Here is a 17,366-nt window from a genome sequence, read left to right as displayed (position 1 = left end):
AGGTATGCCTGAAGGAGACACCGTCCTGCAGACCGCCGCCCGGCTGCACGCAGCGCTGGCGGGCCGGGTCCTGACCGAGGCCGACCTGCGGGTCCCCCGGTTCGCCACCTCCGACCTCAGCGGCCGTACGGTCCTCGACGTCACCGCGCGCGGCAAGCACCTGCTGACCCGCGTCGAGGGCGGGCTCACCCTGCACAGCCACCTCAGGATGGACGGTGCCTGGCGGGTGTACGCACCGGGCGAGCGCTGGCGCGGCGGCCCCGGGCACCAGATCCGCGCGGTGCTCGCCAACACCGAGCACACGGCCGTCGGCTACCGGCTCCCCGTCCTCGAACTGCTCCGCACCAGCGAGGAGAGCAGGGCCGTCGGCCATCTCGGCCCCGATCTGCTCGGCCCGGACTGGGACCCCGGCGCGGCCGTGGCGCGGCTCGCCGCCACCCCGGACCGCCCTCTCGGCGAAGCCCTCCTGGACCAGCGCAACCTGGCGGGCATCGGCAATGTCTACAAGTGCGAGCTGTGCTTCCTGGCCCGCGTCACTCCCTGGCTCCCCGTGGGCGCCCTGCCCGACGGCGCCCTCCCGAGGCTGGTCGCCCTGGCCCACCGGCTCCTCGACGCCAACCGGTACCGCCCCACCCGCACCACCACCGTCCGCGCCGAACGCCGCCCCCGCCCCGACACCCCGGCCCCCGCCCGCCCGAAGAGGCCCCTGCCGCCCCTCCGGGTCCAGGAACCCCTGTACGTCTACGGGCGGCACCGCCGCCCCTGCCTGCGCTGCGGCACCCCGATCCGCAAGGCCGACGAGGCCGACCGGCCCACCTACTGGTGCCCGTCCTGCCAAGCGGGCCCGACGCCCTGAGGGCACAGTGGAAGAGGGACCGGCACAACGATTGACGGTCCGTCGGATTCAGCCGTACGGTCCCCTCATGCCCCTCTCCACGGACGACGTGTACACCGCGTCCGCCGCCTACGACCTCACGGGCCGCTCCGCGCTCGTCACGGGCGCGGCGAGCGGGATCGGCCGGGCGAGCGCCGCGCTGCTGGCCGGGGCCGGAGCCGTGGTCCACTGCGCCGACCGTGACGAGACGGGGCTGCGCCGGACGTACGAGACGATCACGCGGGCGGGCGGCACGGCCCGCACCCACGCGCTCGACGTCACCGACCGGGACGCGGTGCGGGCGGCCGTCCGGGCGGCGGACGAGGTCGACATCCTGGTCGCCGCGGCCGGGATCATGCACACGAGCAGCGTCCTGGAGACGGCGGACGACGACCTGGACCGGGTGCTGGCGGTCAATTTCAAGGGGGTGCTGTACGCCTGCCAGGAGGTGGCCCGCTCCCTGGTCGACCGCTCCGCCCCCGGTTCGCTGATCACGCTGGCGTCCGGCGCCGTGGACTCCGCGCAGGCGGGCCTGCTCTGCTACGGCGCCGCGAAGGCGGCCGTGGTCCAGCTGACCAGGACGCTCGCCACCGAGCTGGGCCCGCACGCCATCCGGGTGAACGCGGTGGCCCCGGGGTGGATCCGTACGCCGATGACCGAACGGCACGATGCCGAGCAGCAGCGGCGGGCGGAGGCCACGATGGCCCGGATCTCGCCCCTGGGACGGGTCGGGGAGCCCGCGGACGTGGCCCACGCGGTGCTGTATCTGGCGTCCGACGCGTCGGCCTTCACGACCGGCCAGATCCTCCGCCCGAACGGCGGCGTCGCCATGCCCTGGTAACCCCCGCCCCCCACCGCCCACACCCCTGCTGCCGCTCCCGCCCCGGCCCGGATATCGCCCGGAGCCACCCCGTAACCGCCTCCACCGCCCCCGAGCTCGCCCGCCAAGCGGAAGCGGGACCGGAGCCCACCCCCGAACCGGAACCCGAACCCCGATCCACCCCCGAACCGGAGCCCTCGGCCGGACCCGAACCGGAATCCGTCCCCGAACCCCCAGCGCTCCCCCCACCCGCCACAGCCGCCACATGGACCGGCAGCAGGCTCAGCCCCCACCCGCCCGCGGCCACCGCACCCTCCACCAGACCGGCCTGCTCCGGCTGGAGGGCCAGGCGCAGCACCGCCCACCACCACAGCCCGCCGAGGGCCAGCGCCGGCACCCATCGCCGTACCATCGCTGCCCTCCTGCGGCCGACATCCTTTCGGGCAGTTTCCCCCGGCAGCGGCCCCCGTGCATCCAGAACGCACGCCCGACAGCTCCCCCACACGCACCCCACGCCCCCCGGACACGCCCGAGTGCCCCCACCGGAACGGTGGGGGCACTCGGGAACAGCCAGCCGGGCGGCAGCGCCCGGGGACTACTTGTCGTCGTTGCGCAGGGAGTCCGTGACGCCCTTCGCGCGGTCGCCGACCTCGTCGACCTTGTCCTTGGCCGATGCCTTGGCCTGGTCGGCCTTGCCCTCGGACTCCTTGCGGCGGTCGCCGGTCAGCTTGCCGACGGCCTCCTTGCCCTTGCCCTTGAGCTTGTCCATGGCGTTCTCACCAGTCACGATGTTTCGTTCCTTCCGCTCAGGCACTTTCGGCCTGGAACATCCAGGCGTGCTTCTCGAGGTCTGCTGTCAGTGCGATCAGGATGTCCTGGGTGACGGGATCCGGCGCGTCGGTCACCTCGATGCGCTCGCGCATCCGGCCGATGACCACGCCCAGGGCGTCCACGAGCGCCTTCACCGCGTCGGTGTCCTTGATCCAGCCCTCAGGGACGGACCGGATGGCGGTCTCCTTGGCGACGGTCGTGGAACGGCCGTCGGGGTTGACCCCGATCGCGGAGGCGCGCTCGGCAACCGTGTCGGAGTGCTGCCGGGCCGTCGCGACCACGTCGTCGAGCTGGAGGTGGACGGACCTGAAGCGCGGGCCGACCACGTTCCAGTGGACCTGCTTCGCCACGAGGGAGAGGTCGACCAGGTCGACCAGCGCGCCCTGAAGCGCTTCCCCGACGAGCTTGAGGTCGCTCTCGGACAGTGGACTCTTCACCACAGACATGCACACACTCCCATCCGTCAGGCGTACCGCGGGCCGTCGTCGGACGGTCCGCCGACCGTTTCGGCGCACCACCCACGATGGCACAAATCAAGCAAAACAGTCATGTTGGCCTCCACCTCCGTCTGCCCGCTCTCCGGCACCTCACACACCTCGCCCGCGGGGAAAACGAAAGTCCCGGCCGGCCCCTGTGGGGACCGACCGGGACTCCGGTCGAGCACTGTGCCGCGCGCGGGTCAGGCGGCGACGACGTCCACCGCTTCCGCGGGCGCCTTGATGGTCACGCGTCCCGACGGCACTCCTGCGACCGACGAGACGGAGACGGAATTGAGCATCGGACGAACCGGTACTGGGACCGGATCACTGGCAGCTGCCGACTCGGCCAGCTCCGCGAGCGACAGCTCGTCGCTCACCTCACGCATGAGCTCGGACATCCGTACGTCAAGCGCGTCGCAAATCGCGGAGAGCAGCTCGGAGGACGCCTCCTTCTGCCCCCGCTCCACCTCGGACAGATAACCGAGCGAGACCCGGGCGGACGAGGAGACTTCGCGCAGAGTACGGCCTTGGCGCTGGCGCTGCCGACGCAGCACGTCACCCAGCAGGCGACGGAGCAGAATCATCGGTGGCTCCCTCCTCGGACCGCGTAGCCGCATCCTTCACGCCCTACCGTACCGCCTTGCGCTGCGGCCGTGCGGGGAGCGATGTCGTGTTCACTCAGGGCTGCAAACATCAATTCTCCCCGGTCTGTTCCGTATCCTGTGCCCGCACATTTCCGTCGAGTTCGCTCGCGAGCAGTTCGAGGACGCTTCCCACACTCTCTTTACGGATGTCCGCCCTGGAACCATTCAACCGCAGAGCCGACACTTTCTCGACGCCGGAAGGTCCCGCGACGGCCACGTAGACCGTTCCGACGGGCTGCCCGTCCTGCGGCTCGGGGCCCGCGACACCGGTCGTGGCGATCCCCCAGTCCGCACCGAGCACACGCCGCACCCCGGCCGCCATCTGCCGCGCGACCTCGGGATCGACCGCCCCGCGCTCCGCCAGCAGGGTCCCGTCCACTCCGAGGACCTCCCCCTTGAGGGCGGTGGCGTACGCCGTGAGCGAGCCCCGGAAGGACCGGGAGGCGCCGGGGACGGAGGTGAGGTCCGCGGCCACCAGGCCGCCCGTCAGTGATTCGGCGACGGCGAGGGTCTCCCCGCGCTCCACGAGCCGCTCCAGCACCCGGGCAGCGGCTGTCACCGCTCGGCCTCCGCGCCGTCCCGCGCCCCCACGACGGGCTCCACGGGCACCGCGTCACCGGCCGCGACCGAACCGGAACCGGCCGGTCCTCCGGCAACCGCGGAACCGGAGCCGTTCGCGCCCCCGGCCACGCCCACCGTCGTACCGGAACCACCGGCACCGTCCGCGGCAGCCCCGGCGGCACCGGCAGCCGCAGCGCCGGAGACCATACCGGCCCCCGGCGACCCAGCGGCCTCCTGCAGCGCCTCCGCCGTGCGCCCCACGGCCGCGCGCTCGGCGGCCAGGCTCCGGCGGCGCAGGACGACTGCCTGGCGTACGTAGTCGAGACCGGTGACGACCGTCAGCACGACGGCCACCATCATCACCCAGAACCGCAGGGTGGCCAGGGGGCCGGTGAGCACGAGGACGTACATCCCGGCCGCCGTCCCCTGGGCCAGGGTCTTGAGCTTGCCGCCCCGGCTGGCCGGGATCACCGCGTGCCGGATCACCCAGAACCGCATCAGCGTGATGCCCAGCTCACGGGCGAGGATCACTCCGGTGATCCACCACGGCAGATCGCCCAGGACCGACAGGGAGATCAGCGCGGCCCCCATGATCGCTTTGTCCGCGATCGGGTCGGCGATCTTCCCGAAGTCCGTGACCAGGTTGTACGTGCGGGCGAGGTGACCGTCGAAGAGGTCGGTGATCATGGCGACGGCGAAGGCCGCCCAGGCGAACGAGCGCCAGGCCGGGTCGTAGCCGCCGTTGTGGAACAGCAGCAGGACGAACCCGGGCACGAGCAGCAGCCGCACCATGGTCAGGATGTTGGCGATGTTCCACAGGCTGGCCTGGTTGACGGCCGCAGCGCCCAGCTTGCCGCCGCGGACCGGCTTCGCGCCGGAGCCGCCTGCCGCGGATGCCGGGACTCCCGTCATCTGGCTGCCTCCGCAAGCTCGTGGTGTTCGGCCACCAGGTCGACGCCCTCGGTGCCCACTGCCTTCGCCTCGACCATACGGCCCGGCACGAGACCCTCGCGTGTGGTGAAGACCACCTGGCCGTCCGTTTCGGGGGCCTGGTGGGCGGCGCGGCCGATCGCGACCTCGCCGTCCTCGTCCGACTCGATGGACTCCACGAGCACCTGGAGGGTCTCCCCGACGCGCTCCTCGGCGCGCTGCGAGGTCAGCTCCTCGGCCAGCTGGGAGATGTGGGCGAGCCGCTCCGCGATGGTGTCGGCGTCGAGCTTGTTCTCGTAGCCGAGGGCCTCGGTGCCCTCCTCGTCGGAGTAGCCGAAGACGCCGATGGCGTCGAGGCGGGCGCCGGTGAGGAAGCGTTCCAGCTCCGCGAGGTCGGCCTCGGTCTCGCCGGGGAAACCGACGATGAAGTTGGAGCGCGCACCGGCCTCGGGGGCCTTGCTCCGAATGGTGTCCAGCAGTTCCAGGAAGCGGTCGGTGTCACCGAAGCGGCGCATCGCGCGCAGCACGCCGGGGGCGGAGTGCTGGAAGGAGAGGTCGAAGTACGGGGCGACCTTCGGCGTCGAGGTGAGGACGTCGATGAGGCCGGGGCGCATCTCGGCGGGCTGGAGGTAGCTGACCCGGATGCGCTCGATGCCGTCCACGTCGGCCAGCTCGGGGAGCAGGGTCTCCAGCAGGCGGATGTCCCCGAGGTCCTTGCCGTACGAGGTGTTGTTCTCGGAGACGAGCATGACCTCCTTGACGCCCTGCTCGGCCAGCCAGCGGGTCTCCTGGAGCACGTCCGAGGGGCGGCGGGAGATGAAGGAGCCGCGGAAGGAGGGGATCGCGCAGAAGGAGCAGCGGCGGTCGCAGCCGGAGGCGAGCTTCACCGAGGCGACGGGGCTGGTGCCGAGCCGGCGGCGCAGCGGGGCGCGCGGCCCGGAGACCGGGGCGACGCCTTCCGGGAGGTCCGCGGGGGCCGGGGCGGGCGCCTCCTGGGCGTGGCCCGGCAGGGAGACGGCGGCGGACTGGCGCTCGGCGGGGCTGATCGGCAGCAGCTTGCGGCGGTCGCGCGGGGTGTGCGAGGCGTGGATGCCGCCGTTGAGGATGGTCTGGAGCCGGTCGGAGATGTCGGCGTAGTCGTCGAACCCGAGGACGCCGTCCGCTTCCGGCAGGGCCTCGGCGAGGTCCTTGCCGTAGCGCTCGGCCATGCAGCCGACGGCGACGACGGCCTGGGTGCGGCCGTGGTCCTTGAGATCGTTGGCTTCGAGCAGGGCGTCGACGGAGTCCTTCTTGGCGGCTTCGACGAACCCACAGGTGTTGACGACTGCGACATCCGCGTCGGAGGCATCCTCGACGAGGTCCCAGCCGTCCGCTGCCAAGCGGCCTGCAAGCTCCTCCGAGTCCACCTCGTTACGGGCGCAGCCAAGAGTGACAAGGGCGACGGTACGGCGTTCGGGCATGGACTCAAGACTACTTCGTCCCGGCGGCCCTCCCGCCGAGCAGGGTTGCCCGCCCTCGCCGCTGTTACTCCGCGTAGCAGGCGGGGAGGGGACCGGGAACGCCGACGGGCGCCCGGCACGGGGCCGGGCGCCCGTCGGCGCGGTGCGGAGGTGCGGGCTCAGCCGGCCTCGGGGTCACCCTTGGTGTAGGTGAGCCGTTCGACCTGGCCCGGCTCGAAGCGGTCCTGGAGCTTCTTGCCGTTGACGAAGAGTTCGATCGCCCCGGCGTTGCCGAGGACGAGGTCGATGCGCTCCTTGTCCTGGAAGGTCTTGGACTCGCCTTCGAGGAGCAGCCCGTCGAAGAGCAGCCGGCCGTTGTGGTCCTTGACGGAGATCCAGCTCTTGCCCTGGTTGGCACCGAGCTTGACCGTCACCTTGTCCCGGGGGGCGGCGGCGATGGCACTCTCGGAGGGCACGGGCCGGGGTTCGGCCGGCTTGGTGGTGGTGGGTTTGGCGGCGGTCTTGTCGGGCTTGGAGCCCTCCGCGACCTGGGCGGTGTTCGAGGGCTTGTCGTCCGCACCGTTGAAGAGGGTGAAGCCGACGAAGCCGACCACCGCGACGATGGCCGCGACCATGGCCGCGGTCCAGTTGGGCCGCCGCGGTTCGGAACGGATGCGCTCCGCTTCGAACAGCGGAGCCGCCGGGGTCGGTGCGGGACGGCCGCCGTGGTCTCCGTCGAAACGCTCGACCAGGGGTTCCGGGTCGATACCGACGGCACGGGCGATGTTGCGGATGTGGCCGCGTGCGTAGACGTCGCCGCCACAGCGCGAGAAGTCGTCCTCCTCGATCGCGTGCACGATGGGGATGCGCACCCGGGTGGAGCTGCTGACTTCCTCGACCGTCAGACCTGCGGCGATACGAGCCTGCTGAAGGGCACGACCGATCGAAGGCCGGTCGTCTTCGGGGGAGTTGCCGATGGACACGGGGGCGCCTTTCGAGCGTGAGCCACCTGCTGGATGTTCAGTCTAGGGGGGGTACGAAAGGGAGGGGCAACCGGGAGGGACGACTTTGTACGCCATCGGGTTCGCCGGGCGGTCCGGTGGACCTCTCCGCGGGCGGAGCGGGACCGGGACCGTGCCCCTGTCGAGGACTGGGCAACCTGGAGTGGGCCGAACAGGGTAGCGGGTTACGGGCTGGGCAGGAGGGCGGTGGAGCATCGTTCCACCCCTCCCTCCAACTGGACGTATGACCGCGCGAAACGGTTGCCCACAGAACCTTTACGGATGGATTCACCTGTACGGAGTCGGCCCGCCGCTGCCGGCGGCGGGCCACCCCTGTAGAACCGGCCACCCTCAGGGAGCGGATTCCCCGCGGATGACGGCCAACACCCCGTCCAGCTCGTCGGGTTTCACCAGGACGTCGCGCGCCTTGGATCCCTCGCTGGGGCCGACGATGGAGCGCGACTCCATCAGGTCCATCAGCCGGCCCGCCTTCGCGAACCCGACCCGCAGCTTGCGCTGGAGCATCGAGGTGGACCCGAACTGGGTGGAGACGACCAGCTCGGCGGCCTGGCAGAGCAGGTCCAGGTCGTCGCCGATGTCCTCGTCGATCTCCTTCTTCTGCTTCGAGCCGACCACGACGTCGTCCCGGAAGACCGGGGCCATCTGGTCCTTGCAGTGCTGGACGACGGCCGCGACCTCGTCCTCGGTGACGAAGGCACCCTGCATACGGGTGGGTTTGTTGGCTCCCATCGGGAGGAACAGCCCGTCGCCCTTGCCGATGAGCTTCTCGGCACCGGGCTGGTCGAGGATGACCCGGCTGTCGGCGAGGGAGGAGGTGGCGAAGGCGAGCCGGGAGGGGACGTTGGCCTTGATGAGCCCGGTGACCACGTCGACCGAGGGGCGCTGGGTGGCGAGCACCAGGTGGATGCCGGCGGCGCGGGCGAGCTGGGTGATGCGGACGATGGAGTCCTCGACGTCACGCGGGGCGACCATCATCAGGTCGGCCAGCTCGTCGACGATCACCAGCAGGTACGGGTACGGCGACAGCTCCCGCTCGCTGCCCTCGGGGAGCTTGACCTTCCCTTCCCGTACGGCCTTGTTGAAGTCGTCGATGTGCCGGTAGCCGAAGGCGGCCAGGTCGTCGTAGCGCAGATCCATCTCCCGTACGACCCACTGGAGTGCCTCGGCGGCCTTCTTGGGGTTGGTGATGATCGGCGTGATCAGGTGCGGGATGCCCTCGTACGCGGTCAGCTCGACGCGCTTGGGGTCGACGAGGACCATCCGGACGTCCTCCGGGGTCGCCCGCACCATGATCGAGGTGATCAGGCAGTTGATGCAGGACGACTTTCCGGACCCGGTGGCTCCGGCCACCAGCATGTGCGGCATCTTCGCCAGGCTGTGCATGACGTAGCCGCCCTCGACGTCCTTGCCGAAGGCGACCATCATCGGGTCGTCGTCCTCGGAGAGCCGCAGCACGTCCCCCAGGTTGACCATCTCGCGGTCGCTGTTGGGGATCTCGATACCGACCGCCGACTTCCCCGGGATCGGCGAGATGATCCGTACGTCCGGACTGGCCACCGCGTAGGCGATGTTCTTGGTCAGCGCGGTGATCTTCTCGACCTTCACGGCCGGGCCCAGCTCCACCTCGTAGCGGGTGACCGTCGGCCCCCGGGTGAAGCCGGTGACCGCCGCGTCCACCTTGAACTCGGTGAAGACGGTGGTGAGCGACTCGACCACCAGGTCGTTGGCGGCGCTGCGGGTCTTGCCCGGCCCGCCGCGCTCCAGCAGGTCGAGCGAGGGGAGGGAGTAGGTGATGTCGCCGGAGAGCTGGAGCTGTTCGGCGCGGGCGGGCAGTCCGGGCGAGGCCTCGGGGGCCGGCTTGGTGAGGTCGGGCACTCCCCCGGAGCGCTCGGCCGCCTCGTCCGGCTCCGGTGCGGTCTTCCGGACGCCCGGCCTGGGCCGCTCGGCCTCCCGGGCTCCGGGCACGGGCGTGCCGGCACGCTCCCGGTCCCGGTCCACCGAGACGCCCTGGGTCAGGTCCGCGACGACCGGCGAGGGCGGCATGCCGTTGAGTACGGCCCCGTCCAGCGCGGCGGCCGCGGCGGCGGCGACGTCCACCGCGTCCAGAGGCCGGTTCATCGCGGGCTGGGCGGCGGGCCTGCGGGGCCTCCTGCGCTTGGAGAGGGCCTCCTCCTCGGCGCTGTCGTGGTCGTACACGGCATCGGGGTCCTGACGGCGGGCGGAGCCGCGCCGCGTCCCGGCGGGCAGCGCCTCGCGCCACTGCTCCTCGTACCGCTCGTCGTCGTGCTCGTCGCCCTCACCGGGCTCGTACGCCGGTTCCACGATGCCGAGCCGGACGCCGAGCTGGCGCAGCCGGCGCGGGATGGCGTTGACGGGGGTCGCGGTGACGACGAGGAGCCCGAAGACGGTGAGCAGCACGAGCAGCGGTACGGCGAGGACCTCGCCCATCATGAAGATCAGCGGTTTGGAGACGGCCCAGCCGACCAGCCCGCCCGCGTCCTGCATCGCCTCCGTGCCGTCCTCGCGGCCCGGCGAACCGCAGGCGATGTGGACCTGGCCGAGCACGCCGAGGACCAGGGCGGAGAGCCCGATGACGATCCGGCCGTTGGCCTCGGGCCGCTCCGGATACAGGATGAGCCGTACGGCCATGGCGCCGAGCAGTATCGGCGCGAGCAGGTCGAGCCGGCCGAACGCCCCAGTCACCAGCATCTCGACCAGGTCGCCGACGGGCCCCTGGAGGTTGGACCAGGTGCCGGCGGCGACGATCAGCGCGAGGCCCAGGAGCAGGAGCGCGAGGCCGTCCTTGCGGTGGGCGGGGTCAAGTCCCTTCGCACCGCGCCCTATGGAGCGGAACACCGCTCCGACGCCGTGGGCGGTGCCGAGCCAGACGGCGCGCACCAGCCGGTAGACGCCGTTGGTGGGGGACGGTGCGGGTTTGGGCGCGGGCCGCCTGGCCGCCGCCTTCTTGGCGGGCGCCTTCTTCGCGGGCGCGGCCGACTTCTTCGGGGCGGTCTTCCCGCCGGGCGCGGCTTTCTTCGCCGGCCCTGGTGTACGGCCGACGCGCTTCGCGGTGCCCGCTGTGGACTGGGAACCCTTGCCGGACGTACGTGAGGCCATGGTGCCGAGGTTACCGCTGTCCACGCCCGTGAACACGTTCGCCTACTGGTTCACCCGACCGTGTCGCCGCCCGCTGCCCGGGAACTGACAAGCCCTCATGCCGAGGTCCGCGGCCGAAGGCCCGGGGGTGTGCGCGCCCGTTGCCGGAGATCTACGGCTGGTTCTGCGCGGGCAGGATGCCGGCACCGCTGCCCGTGCCCGGCTCCAGTGCGTCGAGCGCACGGCGCAGGCCGGTCAGCTTGCGTTCGAGATGGGCCGCGGTGGCGACGGCCGCCGCGTCGGCGGACTCGTCGTCGAGCTGCTTGGAGAGGGCTTCCGCCTGCTCCTCGACCGCCGCGAGCCGCGCGGAGAGTTCGGCCAGCAGACCGGCGGGCTCCTTCTCGTGCGCCCCGCCCGCGTGGCCGTCGCCCTCCAGCTGAAGCCGCAGGAGCGCGGCCTGCTCGCGGAGCTTGCAGTTCTTCATGTACAGCTCGACGAAGACGGAGACCTTGGCGCGCAGCACCCACGGGTCGAACGGCTTGGAGATGTAGTCCACGGCACCGGCCGCGTATCCCCGGAAGGTGTGGTGCGGGCCGTGGTTGATCGCGGTGAGGAAGATGATCGGGATGTCCCGGGTCCGCTCACGCCGCTTGATGTGGGCGGCGGTCTCGAAACCGTCCATGCCCGGCATCTGGACATCCAGCAGGATGACCGCGAAGTCATCCGTGAGCAGCGCTTTGAGCGCCTCCTCCCCTGACGATGCCCGGACCAGTGTCTGATCGAGCGCAGAGAGGATGGCCTCCAGCGCCAGCAGATTCTCCGGCCGGTCATCGACCAGGAGGATCTTGGCCTTCTGCACCATGGCCCGCCCTCCTCGCCCCGGAAATGCACCGGGTGCCGCCCCAGGGGACGACTCCCTTACGCCGTCCGTCCTTGTGCCGGTCATGGTAGCCGCACCCCGCCCGTCACCACACCCTGTCACCGCGATGTCACTGTGCACATACCGCAAACGCGGTGGGAGACCAGAAGGTTCCCCGGATGCAGCGGTTTCACACCCGTTCGCGCACAGTCGGTCAGCAACTCACGCCAATTCACGATGGATCCGATCACTCTCCGTGCATCCACCGCTCCATCACCGCAAGCAGATGATCAGGGTCGACCGGCTTCGTCACATAGTCGGAAGCGCCGCAGTCGATCGCCTTCTCCCGGTCGCCCTTCATCGCCTTCGCCGTGAGCGCGACGATCGGCAGCCCGGCGAACTGCGGCATCCGCCGGATCGCGGTCGTGGTCGCGTACCCGTCCATCTCGGGCATCATGATGTCCATCAGGACGACCGTCACATCGTCGTGCTGCTCCAGGACTTCGATCCCCTCACGGCCGTTCTCGGCGTACAGCACGGAGAGTCCGTGTTGCTCCAGCACGCTGGTGAGCGCGAAGACGTTGCGGATGTCGTCGTCGACGATGAGCACCTTCTCACCGCGGAACCGGAACGTCCGCCTGGGCTCCGCAGCCTCCTCCGACGCACCCGCACCGCCCTGCACCCACTCCTCCTGCGGAACGGTCTCGCCCTGCGCCCGGCCGGCGGGCAGCGCCGGCCGCCTGGCCGCGTCCCCGAGGGCCTTGCGGCGGCGCCGGAAGACCCCCGCGGAATTGGCCGGGTCACCGAGCGGGGCGGACTCGCCGCCCTGGGGCGCCTGCCCGTTCTCGGTGCCGGCGCCCACTGCCTCGCCGGAACCGGAACCCACCTGCGGGAAGCCCTGCGGGGGCAGTTCGGCGCGGTGCAGCGGCAGGTACAGGGTGAAGGTCGACCCCCGGCCCGGCTCGCTCGCCGCGTGGATCTCGCCGCCGAGCAGCCGCGCGATTTCCCGGCTGATGGAGAGGCCGAGCCCCGTACCGCCGTACTTGCGGCTCGTCGTGCCGTCCGCCTGCTTGAACGCCTCGAAGATCACCAGCATCTTGCTGGAGGCGATCCCGATCCCGGTGTCGGTCACCGAGAACGCGATCAGATCGGCGTCCGCGTCCCGCAGCGAACCCGCCTCCAGCAGATGCTCCCGGATCGCGTTCGGCACATCGGCCCCGGCCGGCCGGATCACCAGCTCCACCGCCCCGCTGTCGGTGAACTTCACCGCGTTGGACAGCAGGTTGCGCAGCACCTGGAGGAGGCGCTGTTCGTCGGTGTGCAGGGTGGCCGGAAGCTCCGGCGAGACCCGTACGGAGAAGTCGAGCCCCTTCTCCGCGGTGAGCGGGCGGAAGGTCGCCTCCACGTAGTCGACCAGCTGCACCAGCGCGATACGGGTCGGGCTGACGTCCATCTTGCCCGCCTCGACCTTCGACAGGTCGAGGATGTCGTTGATCAGCTGGAGCAGGTCGGAACCGGCCCCGTGGATCGTCTCGGCGAACTCCACCTGCTTCGGCGAGAGATTGCCCTCGGCGTTGTCCGCCAGCAGCTTGGCCAGGATCAGCAGCGAGTTGAGCGGGGTGCGCAGCTCGTGCGACATGTTCGCCAGGAACTCGGACTTGTAGCGCATCGAGACCGCGAGCTGCTCGGCGCGCTCCTCCAGCACCTGCCGCGCCTCCTCGATCTCGGTGTTCTTCACCTCGATGTCGCGGTTCTGCTGGGCCAGCAGCTCGGCCTTCTCCTCCAGTTCGGCGTTGGACGCCTGGAGGGCCTTCTGCCGGTTCTCCAACTCCTGCGATCGGTCGCGCAGTTGCTCGGTCAGCTCCTGCGACTGCTCAAGGAGCTTCTCCGTCTTGGTGTTGACGCTGATGGTGTTCACGCTCGTCGCGATCATCTCGGCGAGCTGGTTGAGGAAGTCCCGCTGGATATGCGTGAACGGCTGGAAGGAGGCCAGCTCGATCACCCCGAGCACCTTGCCCTCGAACAGCACCGGCAGCACGATCACATGGGCGGGCGGCGCCTCCCCGAGACCGGAGGAGATCTTCAGATAGCCCGGCGGCACGTTGTCGACCTGGATCGTCCGCTTCTCCTCGGCCGCCGTCCCGATGAGCGTCTCGCCGGGGCGGAACGAGGTCGGCATCGACCCGGCGGAGTAGCCGTAACTCCCCCGCATCCGCAGCTCGTACGCACCGTCGTCGCCGTTGTCCGGACCCACCTCGTCCGAGTCGCCCGGAGACATGGCCAGGAAAAACGCGCCGTGCTGGGCGGAGACCACCGGCGTCAGCTCGCTCATGATCAGGGAGGCCACGTCGTCCAGATCGCGGCGGCCCTGCATCAGACCGGAGATACGGGCCAGGTTGCCCTTGAGCCAGTCCTGCTCCTTGTTGGCGAGCGTGGTGTCGCGCAGGTTGGCGATCATGGTGTTGATGTTGTCCTGGAGGACCTGGATCTCCCCGGCCGCGTCCACGTCGATCTTCAGGTTGAGATCGCCGCGCGTCACCGCCGTGGCGACGGCCGCGATGGCGCGCACCTGGCGGGTCAGGTTCCCGGCCATCTCGTTCACCGACTCGGTGAGGTCGCGCCAGGTCCCGTCCACGTCCCGCACCCGCGCCTGACCGCCCAGCTGCCCTTCCGTACCCACCTCACGGGCGACCCTGGTCACCTGGTCGGCGAAGGACGAGAGCTGGTCGACCATCGTGTTGATGGTGTTCTTCAGCTCCAGGATCTCGCCGCGCGCGTCGATGTCGATCTTCTTCGTCAGGTCGCCCTTGGCGATGGCCGTGGTGACCGTGGCGATCTGCCGCACCTGCCCGGTCAGGTTGGAGGCCATCGAGTTCACGGACTCCGTGAGGTCCTTCCAGGTCCCCGAGACGCCGGGCACCCGGGCCTGGCCGCCCAGCTCACCCTCCGTACCCACCTCGCGGGCCACGCGCGTGACCTCGTCCGCGAACGAGGAGAGCGTCGTCACCATGGTGTTGACGGTGTCGGCCAGCTCCGCGACCTCGCCGCGCGCCTCCACGGTGACCTTCTTCGTCAGATCGCCGTTGGCGACCGCGGAGGAGACCCGGGAGATGTTCCGCACCTGGCTGGTCAGGTTGTTGGCCATCAGGTTGACGTTGTCGCTGAGGTCCTTCCAGATGCCGGTCGCCCCGCGCACCCGCGCCTGACCGCCGAGAATCCCCTCGGTGCCCACCTCACGGGCCACCCGCGTGACCTCGTCCGCGAAGTTCAGCAGCTGGTCGACCATCGTGTTGACGGTCGTCACCAGTTCGAGGATCTCGCCCTTGGCGTCGACGGTGATCTTCTTGGAGAGATCGCCCTTGGCGACCGCGGTCGTGACCTCCGCGATGTTCCGGACCTGGAGGGTCAGGTTGTTGGCCATGCCGTTGACGGACTGGGTGAGGTCCTTCCACGTACCGGAGACGCCCTGCACCTCGGCCTGGCCGCCGAGGATCCCCTCCGTGCCCACCTCGCGGGCGACCCGCGTCACCTGCTCCGCGAAGTTCGAGAGCTGGTCCACCATCGTGTTGAGGGTGTTCTTCAGCTCCAGGATCTCGCCCCGGGCGTCCACGTCGATCTTCTGCGACAGGTCACCCCGCGCCACTGCCGTGGCGACCTGCGCGATGTTACGGACCTGAGCGGTCAGGTTCCCCGCCATCCCGTTCACCGAATCGGTGAGATCGCGCCACACTCCGGCCACACCGGGCACCTGCGCCTGGCCGCCCAGCCGCCCGTCCGTACCCACCTCACGGGCGACCCTGGTCACCTGGTCGGCGAAGGCGGAGAGCTGGTCGACCATGGTGTTGATCGTGTTCTTCAGCTCCAGGATCTCGCCCCGGGCGTCCACGTCGATCTTCTGCGACAGGTCGCCCCGCGCCACCGCCGTCGTCACCTGGACGATCTGCCGCACCTGGGAGGTGAGGTTGCCGGCCATGAAGTTGACGGAGTCCGTCAGCTCCTTCCACGTACCGGAGACACCGTCCACCCGGGCCTGACCGCCGAGACGGCCCTCGGTGCCCACGTCCCGGGCCATCCGCGTCACCTGGTCCGCGAAGCTGGAGAGCTGCGCCACCATCGTGTTGACGGTGTTCTTCAGCTCCAGCATCTCCCCGGCCACGTCCACGGTGACCTTCTGGGACAGGTCACCGTTGGCCACGGCCGTGGTGACCTGCGCGATGTCCCGCACCTGTCCGGTGAGGTTGCGGAAGGCGGTGTTCACCGAGTCGGTGAGGTCCTTCCACGTCCCCGCGGCCCCCGGCACCTCGGCCTGACCGCCGAGCCGGCCCTCGACGCCGACCTCCCGGGCCACGCGGGTCACCTCGGAACCGAACGACTGGAGCTGGTCCACCATCGTGTTGACGGTGTTCTTCAGCTCCAGCATCTCCCCGGCCACGTCGACCGTGACCTTCTGCGACATGTCACCACTGGCCACCGCCGTGGTCACCTGCGCGATGTCCCGCACCTGCGTGGTCAGGTTCCGGAAGACCGTGTTCACCGAGTCGGTGAGGTCCTTCCACGTCCCCGCGGCCCCCGGCACCTGCGCCTGACCGCCGAGGAGACCCTCACCACCGACCTCGCTCGCCACACGTGTCACTTCGTCCGCGAAGGTGCGCAGCGTCTCGGTCATCTGGTTGATCGTCTCGGCGAGCTGGGCGACCTCGCCGCGCGCGCTCACCGTGACCTTCTGCGTCAGGTCACCACTGGCGACCGCCGTCGTCACCTCGGCGATCCCGCGCACCTGGGAGGTGAGGTTGCCCGCCATCGTGTTGACGGAGTCCGTGAGGTCCTTCCACACCCCGGCCACACCCGGCACGGTCGCCTGACCGCCCAGCTCGCCTTCGGTACCCACCTCACGGGCGACGCGCGTCACCTCGGAGGAGAACGACGAGAGCTGGTCGACCATCGTGTTGACGGTGTTCTTCAGCTGGAGCATCTCACCGGCCACATGGACGGTGACCTTCCGCGACAGGTCCCCCTTGGCGACCGCCGTCGTCACCAGCGCGATGTCCCGCACCTGGGCGGTGAGCCGGTACGCCATCGTGTTGACGGAGTCCGTGAGGTCCTTCCAGGAGCCGGACATCCCGCGCACCTGGGCCTGGCCCCCGAGCTTGCCCTCGGTACCGACCTCCACGGCGACGCGCGTCACCTGCTCGGTGAAGACCGACAGCTGGTCGACGAGGTTGTTGACCGTACGGGCGACCTTCAGGAACTCGCCGCGCAGGGGCCGTACCGTCTCGTCCGTCGTGTGCGACCGCAGCTCCATCCGCTGCTCCAGGTCACCGTCGGCCACCGCCGACAGCACCCGGCCCACCTCGGAGACCGGCCGCGCGAGATCGTCGACCAGCTCGTTGGACGCGTCGATCGCGGCCGCCCAGGAGCCCTCCAGGGCCCCCGTCTCCAGCCGCTCGGTCAGCTTGCCCTCACGCCCGACCACCCGCCGCACCCGCGCCAGCTCGCCGGTGAGATGCAGATTGCGGTCCGCGACCTCGTTGAAGACCGCCGCGATCTCCGTCATCACGCCGTCGCCGGAGACGGTCAGCCGCCTGCGGAAATTGCCGTCGCGCATCGCCACGAGACCAGCCAGCAGTCTGTTCAGAGCTGCCGCGTCGACCTCGACGGTGCCATTGCGCTGCTTTTTCACGGACTGTCCGCCTTTTGTACGCGTATGAGAACCCCGCGCCGCCACGCCAGACTCCACCGTGTCCCTCCCGCAGGGGTTGACCGTTTCGCTCGGGCCTATCCGGAAGCTTGCCCAGTTCCACTTTGGCTCAC

Annotated in this window: 12 protein-coding genes; 2 read left to right on the top strand and 10 right to left on the bottom strand. The window is 70.4% G+C overall.

All coding sequences use genetic code 11. The features are described from left to right. Positions 1-4 precede the first annotated feature (4 nt). Both ACQ9ZG_RS25870 and ACQ9ZG_RS25865 read left to right on the top strand, forming a co-directional pair. Positions 5-856: an Fpg/Nei family DNA glycosylase gene (locus ACQ9ZG_RS25870; protein WP_028419026.1), complete on the top strand. Its 852-nt coding sequence runs from the start codon at positions 5-7 to the stop codon at positions 854-856. A 67-nt stretch (positions 857-923) separates the two neighbouring features. Beyond that, entirely contained in the window at positions 924-1,715 is a 792-nt protein-coding gene (locus ACQ9ZG_RS25865; protein WP_109917600.1) for an SDR family NAD(P)-dependent oxidoreductase, read from the top strand. A gap of 574 nt (positions 1,716-2,289) precedes the next feature. Here the strand turns inward: ACQ9ZG_RS25865 and ACQ9ZG_RS25860 are convergent. The 10 genes from ACQ9ZG_RS25860 to ACQ9ZG_RS25815 all read right to left on the bottom strand — a co-directional run bounded on the left by ACQ9ZG_RS25860 (position 2,290) and on the right by ACQ9ZG_RS25815 (position 17,235). Further along, on the bottom strand, positions 2,290-2,463 hold the full coding sequence (locus ACQ9ZG_RS25860) for a CsbD family protein (protein WP_018488365.1): 174 nt from the start codon (positions 2,461-2,463) through the stop codon (positions 2,290-2,292). A gap of 37 nt (positions 2,464-2,500) precedes the next feature. Further along, positions 2,501-2,971, bottom strand: coding sequence for a Dps family protein (locus ACQ9ZG_RS25855; protein ID WP_028419023.1), 471 nt, complete (start codon positions 2,969-2,971; stop codon positions 2,501-2,503). 233 nt (positions 2,972-3,204) lie between these two features. Then, positions 3,205-3,588, bottom strand: coding sequence for a helix-turn-helix domain-containing protein (locus ACQ9ZG_RS25850; RefSeq protein ID WP_003965837.1), 384 nt, complete (start codon positions 3,586-3,588; stop codon positions 3,205-3,207). A 109-nt stretch (positions 3,589-3,697) separates the two neighbouring features. Next, complete coding sequence (locus ACQ9ZG_RS25845; protein ID WP_028419022.1) at positions 3,698-4,207, bottom strand: CinA family protein; 510 nt, start codon at positions 4,205-4,207, stop codon at positions 3,698-3,700. Beyond that, complete coding sequence (pgsA, locus tag ACQ9ZG_RS25840; RefSeq protein WP_499281269.1) at positions 4,204-5,121, bottom strand: CDP-diacylglycerol--glycerol-3-phosphate 3-phosphatidyltransferase; 918 nt, start codon at positions 5,119-5,121, stop codon at positions 4,204-4,206. The genes ACQ9ZG_RS25845 and pgsA overlap by 4 nt, the downstream gene beginning before the upstream one ends. After that, entirely contained in the window at positions 5,118-6,599 is a 1,482-nt protein-coding gene (rimO, locus tag ACQ9ZG_RS25835; protein ID WP_084991774.1) for a 30S ribosomal protein S12 methylthiotransferase RimO, read from the bottom strand. Before rimO ends, pgsA begins: the two co-directional genes overlap by 4 nt. Before the next feature lie 158 nt (positions 6,600-6,757). Then, positions 6,758-7,561 (bottom strand): helix-turn-helix domain-containing protein, encoded by an 804-nt coding sequence (locus tag ACQ9ZG_RS25830; RefSeq protein WP_028419019.1) that lies wholly within the window; start codon positions 7,559-7,561, stop codon positions 6,758-6,760. 369 nt (positions 7,562-7,930) lie between these two features. After that, on the bottom strand, positions 7,931-10,717 hold the full coding sequence (locus tag ACQ9ZG_RS25825) for a DNA translocase FtsK (RefSeq protein ID WP_499281268.1): 2,787 nt from the start codon (positions 10,715-10,717) through the stop codon (positions 7,931-7,933). A gap of 151 nt (positions 10,718-10,868) precedes the next feature. After that, positions 10,869-11,558 carry a response regulator gene (locus ACQ9ZG_RS25820; protein WP_109914304.1) on the bottom strand — a complete coding sequence of 230 codons (690 nt, stop codon included), beginning with the start codon at positions 11,556-11,558 and terminating at the stop codon, positions 10,869-10,871. 244 nt (positions 11,559-11,802) lie between these two features. Beyond that, positions 11,803-17,235 carry a HAMP domain-containing protein gene (locus tag ACQ9ZG_RS25815; protein ID WP_499281267.1) on the bottom strand — a complete coding sequence of 1,811 codons (5,433 nt, stop codon included), beginning with the start codon at positions 17,233-17,235 and terminating at the stop codon, positions 11,803-11,805. Between the last annotated feature and the right edge of the window lie 131 nt (positions 17,236-17,366).

The organism is Streptomyces araujoniae, from assembly GCF_050871195.1.
GTDB classification, from domain to species: domain Bacteria; phylum Actinomycetota; class Actinomycetes; order Streptomycetales; family Streptomycetaceae; genus Streptomyces; species Streptomyces bacillaris.
Note: the sequence above shows the minus strand (reverse complement) of the source record. Positions and strands in the feature narration are given on the sequence as shown.

Bases quoted from the DNA above. Each gene is read 5' to 3' on its own strand.
- pgsA (WP_499281269.1), bottom strand. From the start codon at position 5,121: ATGACGGGAGTCCCGGCATCCGCGGCAGGCGGCTCCGGCGCGAAGCCG.
- ACQ9ZG_RS25870 (WP_028419026.1), top strand. From the start codon at position 5: ATGCCTGAAGGAGACACCGTCCTGCAGACCGCCGCCCGGCTGCACGCA.
- ACQ9ZG_RS25865 (WP_109917600.1), top strand. From the start codon at position 924: ATGCCCCTCTCCACGGACGACGTGTACACCGCGTCCGCCGCCTACGAC.
- rimO (WP_084991774.1), bottom strand. From the start codon at position 6,599: ATGCCCGAACGCCGTACCGTCGCCCTTGTCACTCTTGGCTGCGCCCGT.
- ACQ9ZG_RS25860 (WP_018488365.1), bottom strand. From the start codon at position 2,463: ATGGACAAGCTCAAGGGCAAGGGCAAGGAGGCCGTCGGCAAGCTGACC.
- ACQ9ZG_RS25850 (WP_003965837.1), bottom strand. From the start codon at position 3,588: ATGATTCTGCTCCGTCGCCTGCTGGGTGACGTGCTGCGTCGGCAGCGC.
- ACQ9ZG_RS25825 (WP_499281268.1), bottom strand. From the start codon at position 10,717: ATGGCCTCACGTACGTCCGGCAAGGGTTCCCAGTCCACAGCGGGCACC.
- ACQ9ZG_RS25855 (WP_028419023.1), bottom strand. From the start codon at position 2,971: ATGTCTGTGGTGAAGAGTCCACTGTCCGAGAGCGACCTCAAGCTCGTC.
- ACQ9ZG_RS25820 (WP_109914304.1), bottom strand. From the start codon at position 11,558: ATGGTGCAGAAGGCCAAGATCCTCCTGGTCGATGACCGGCCGGAGAAT.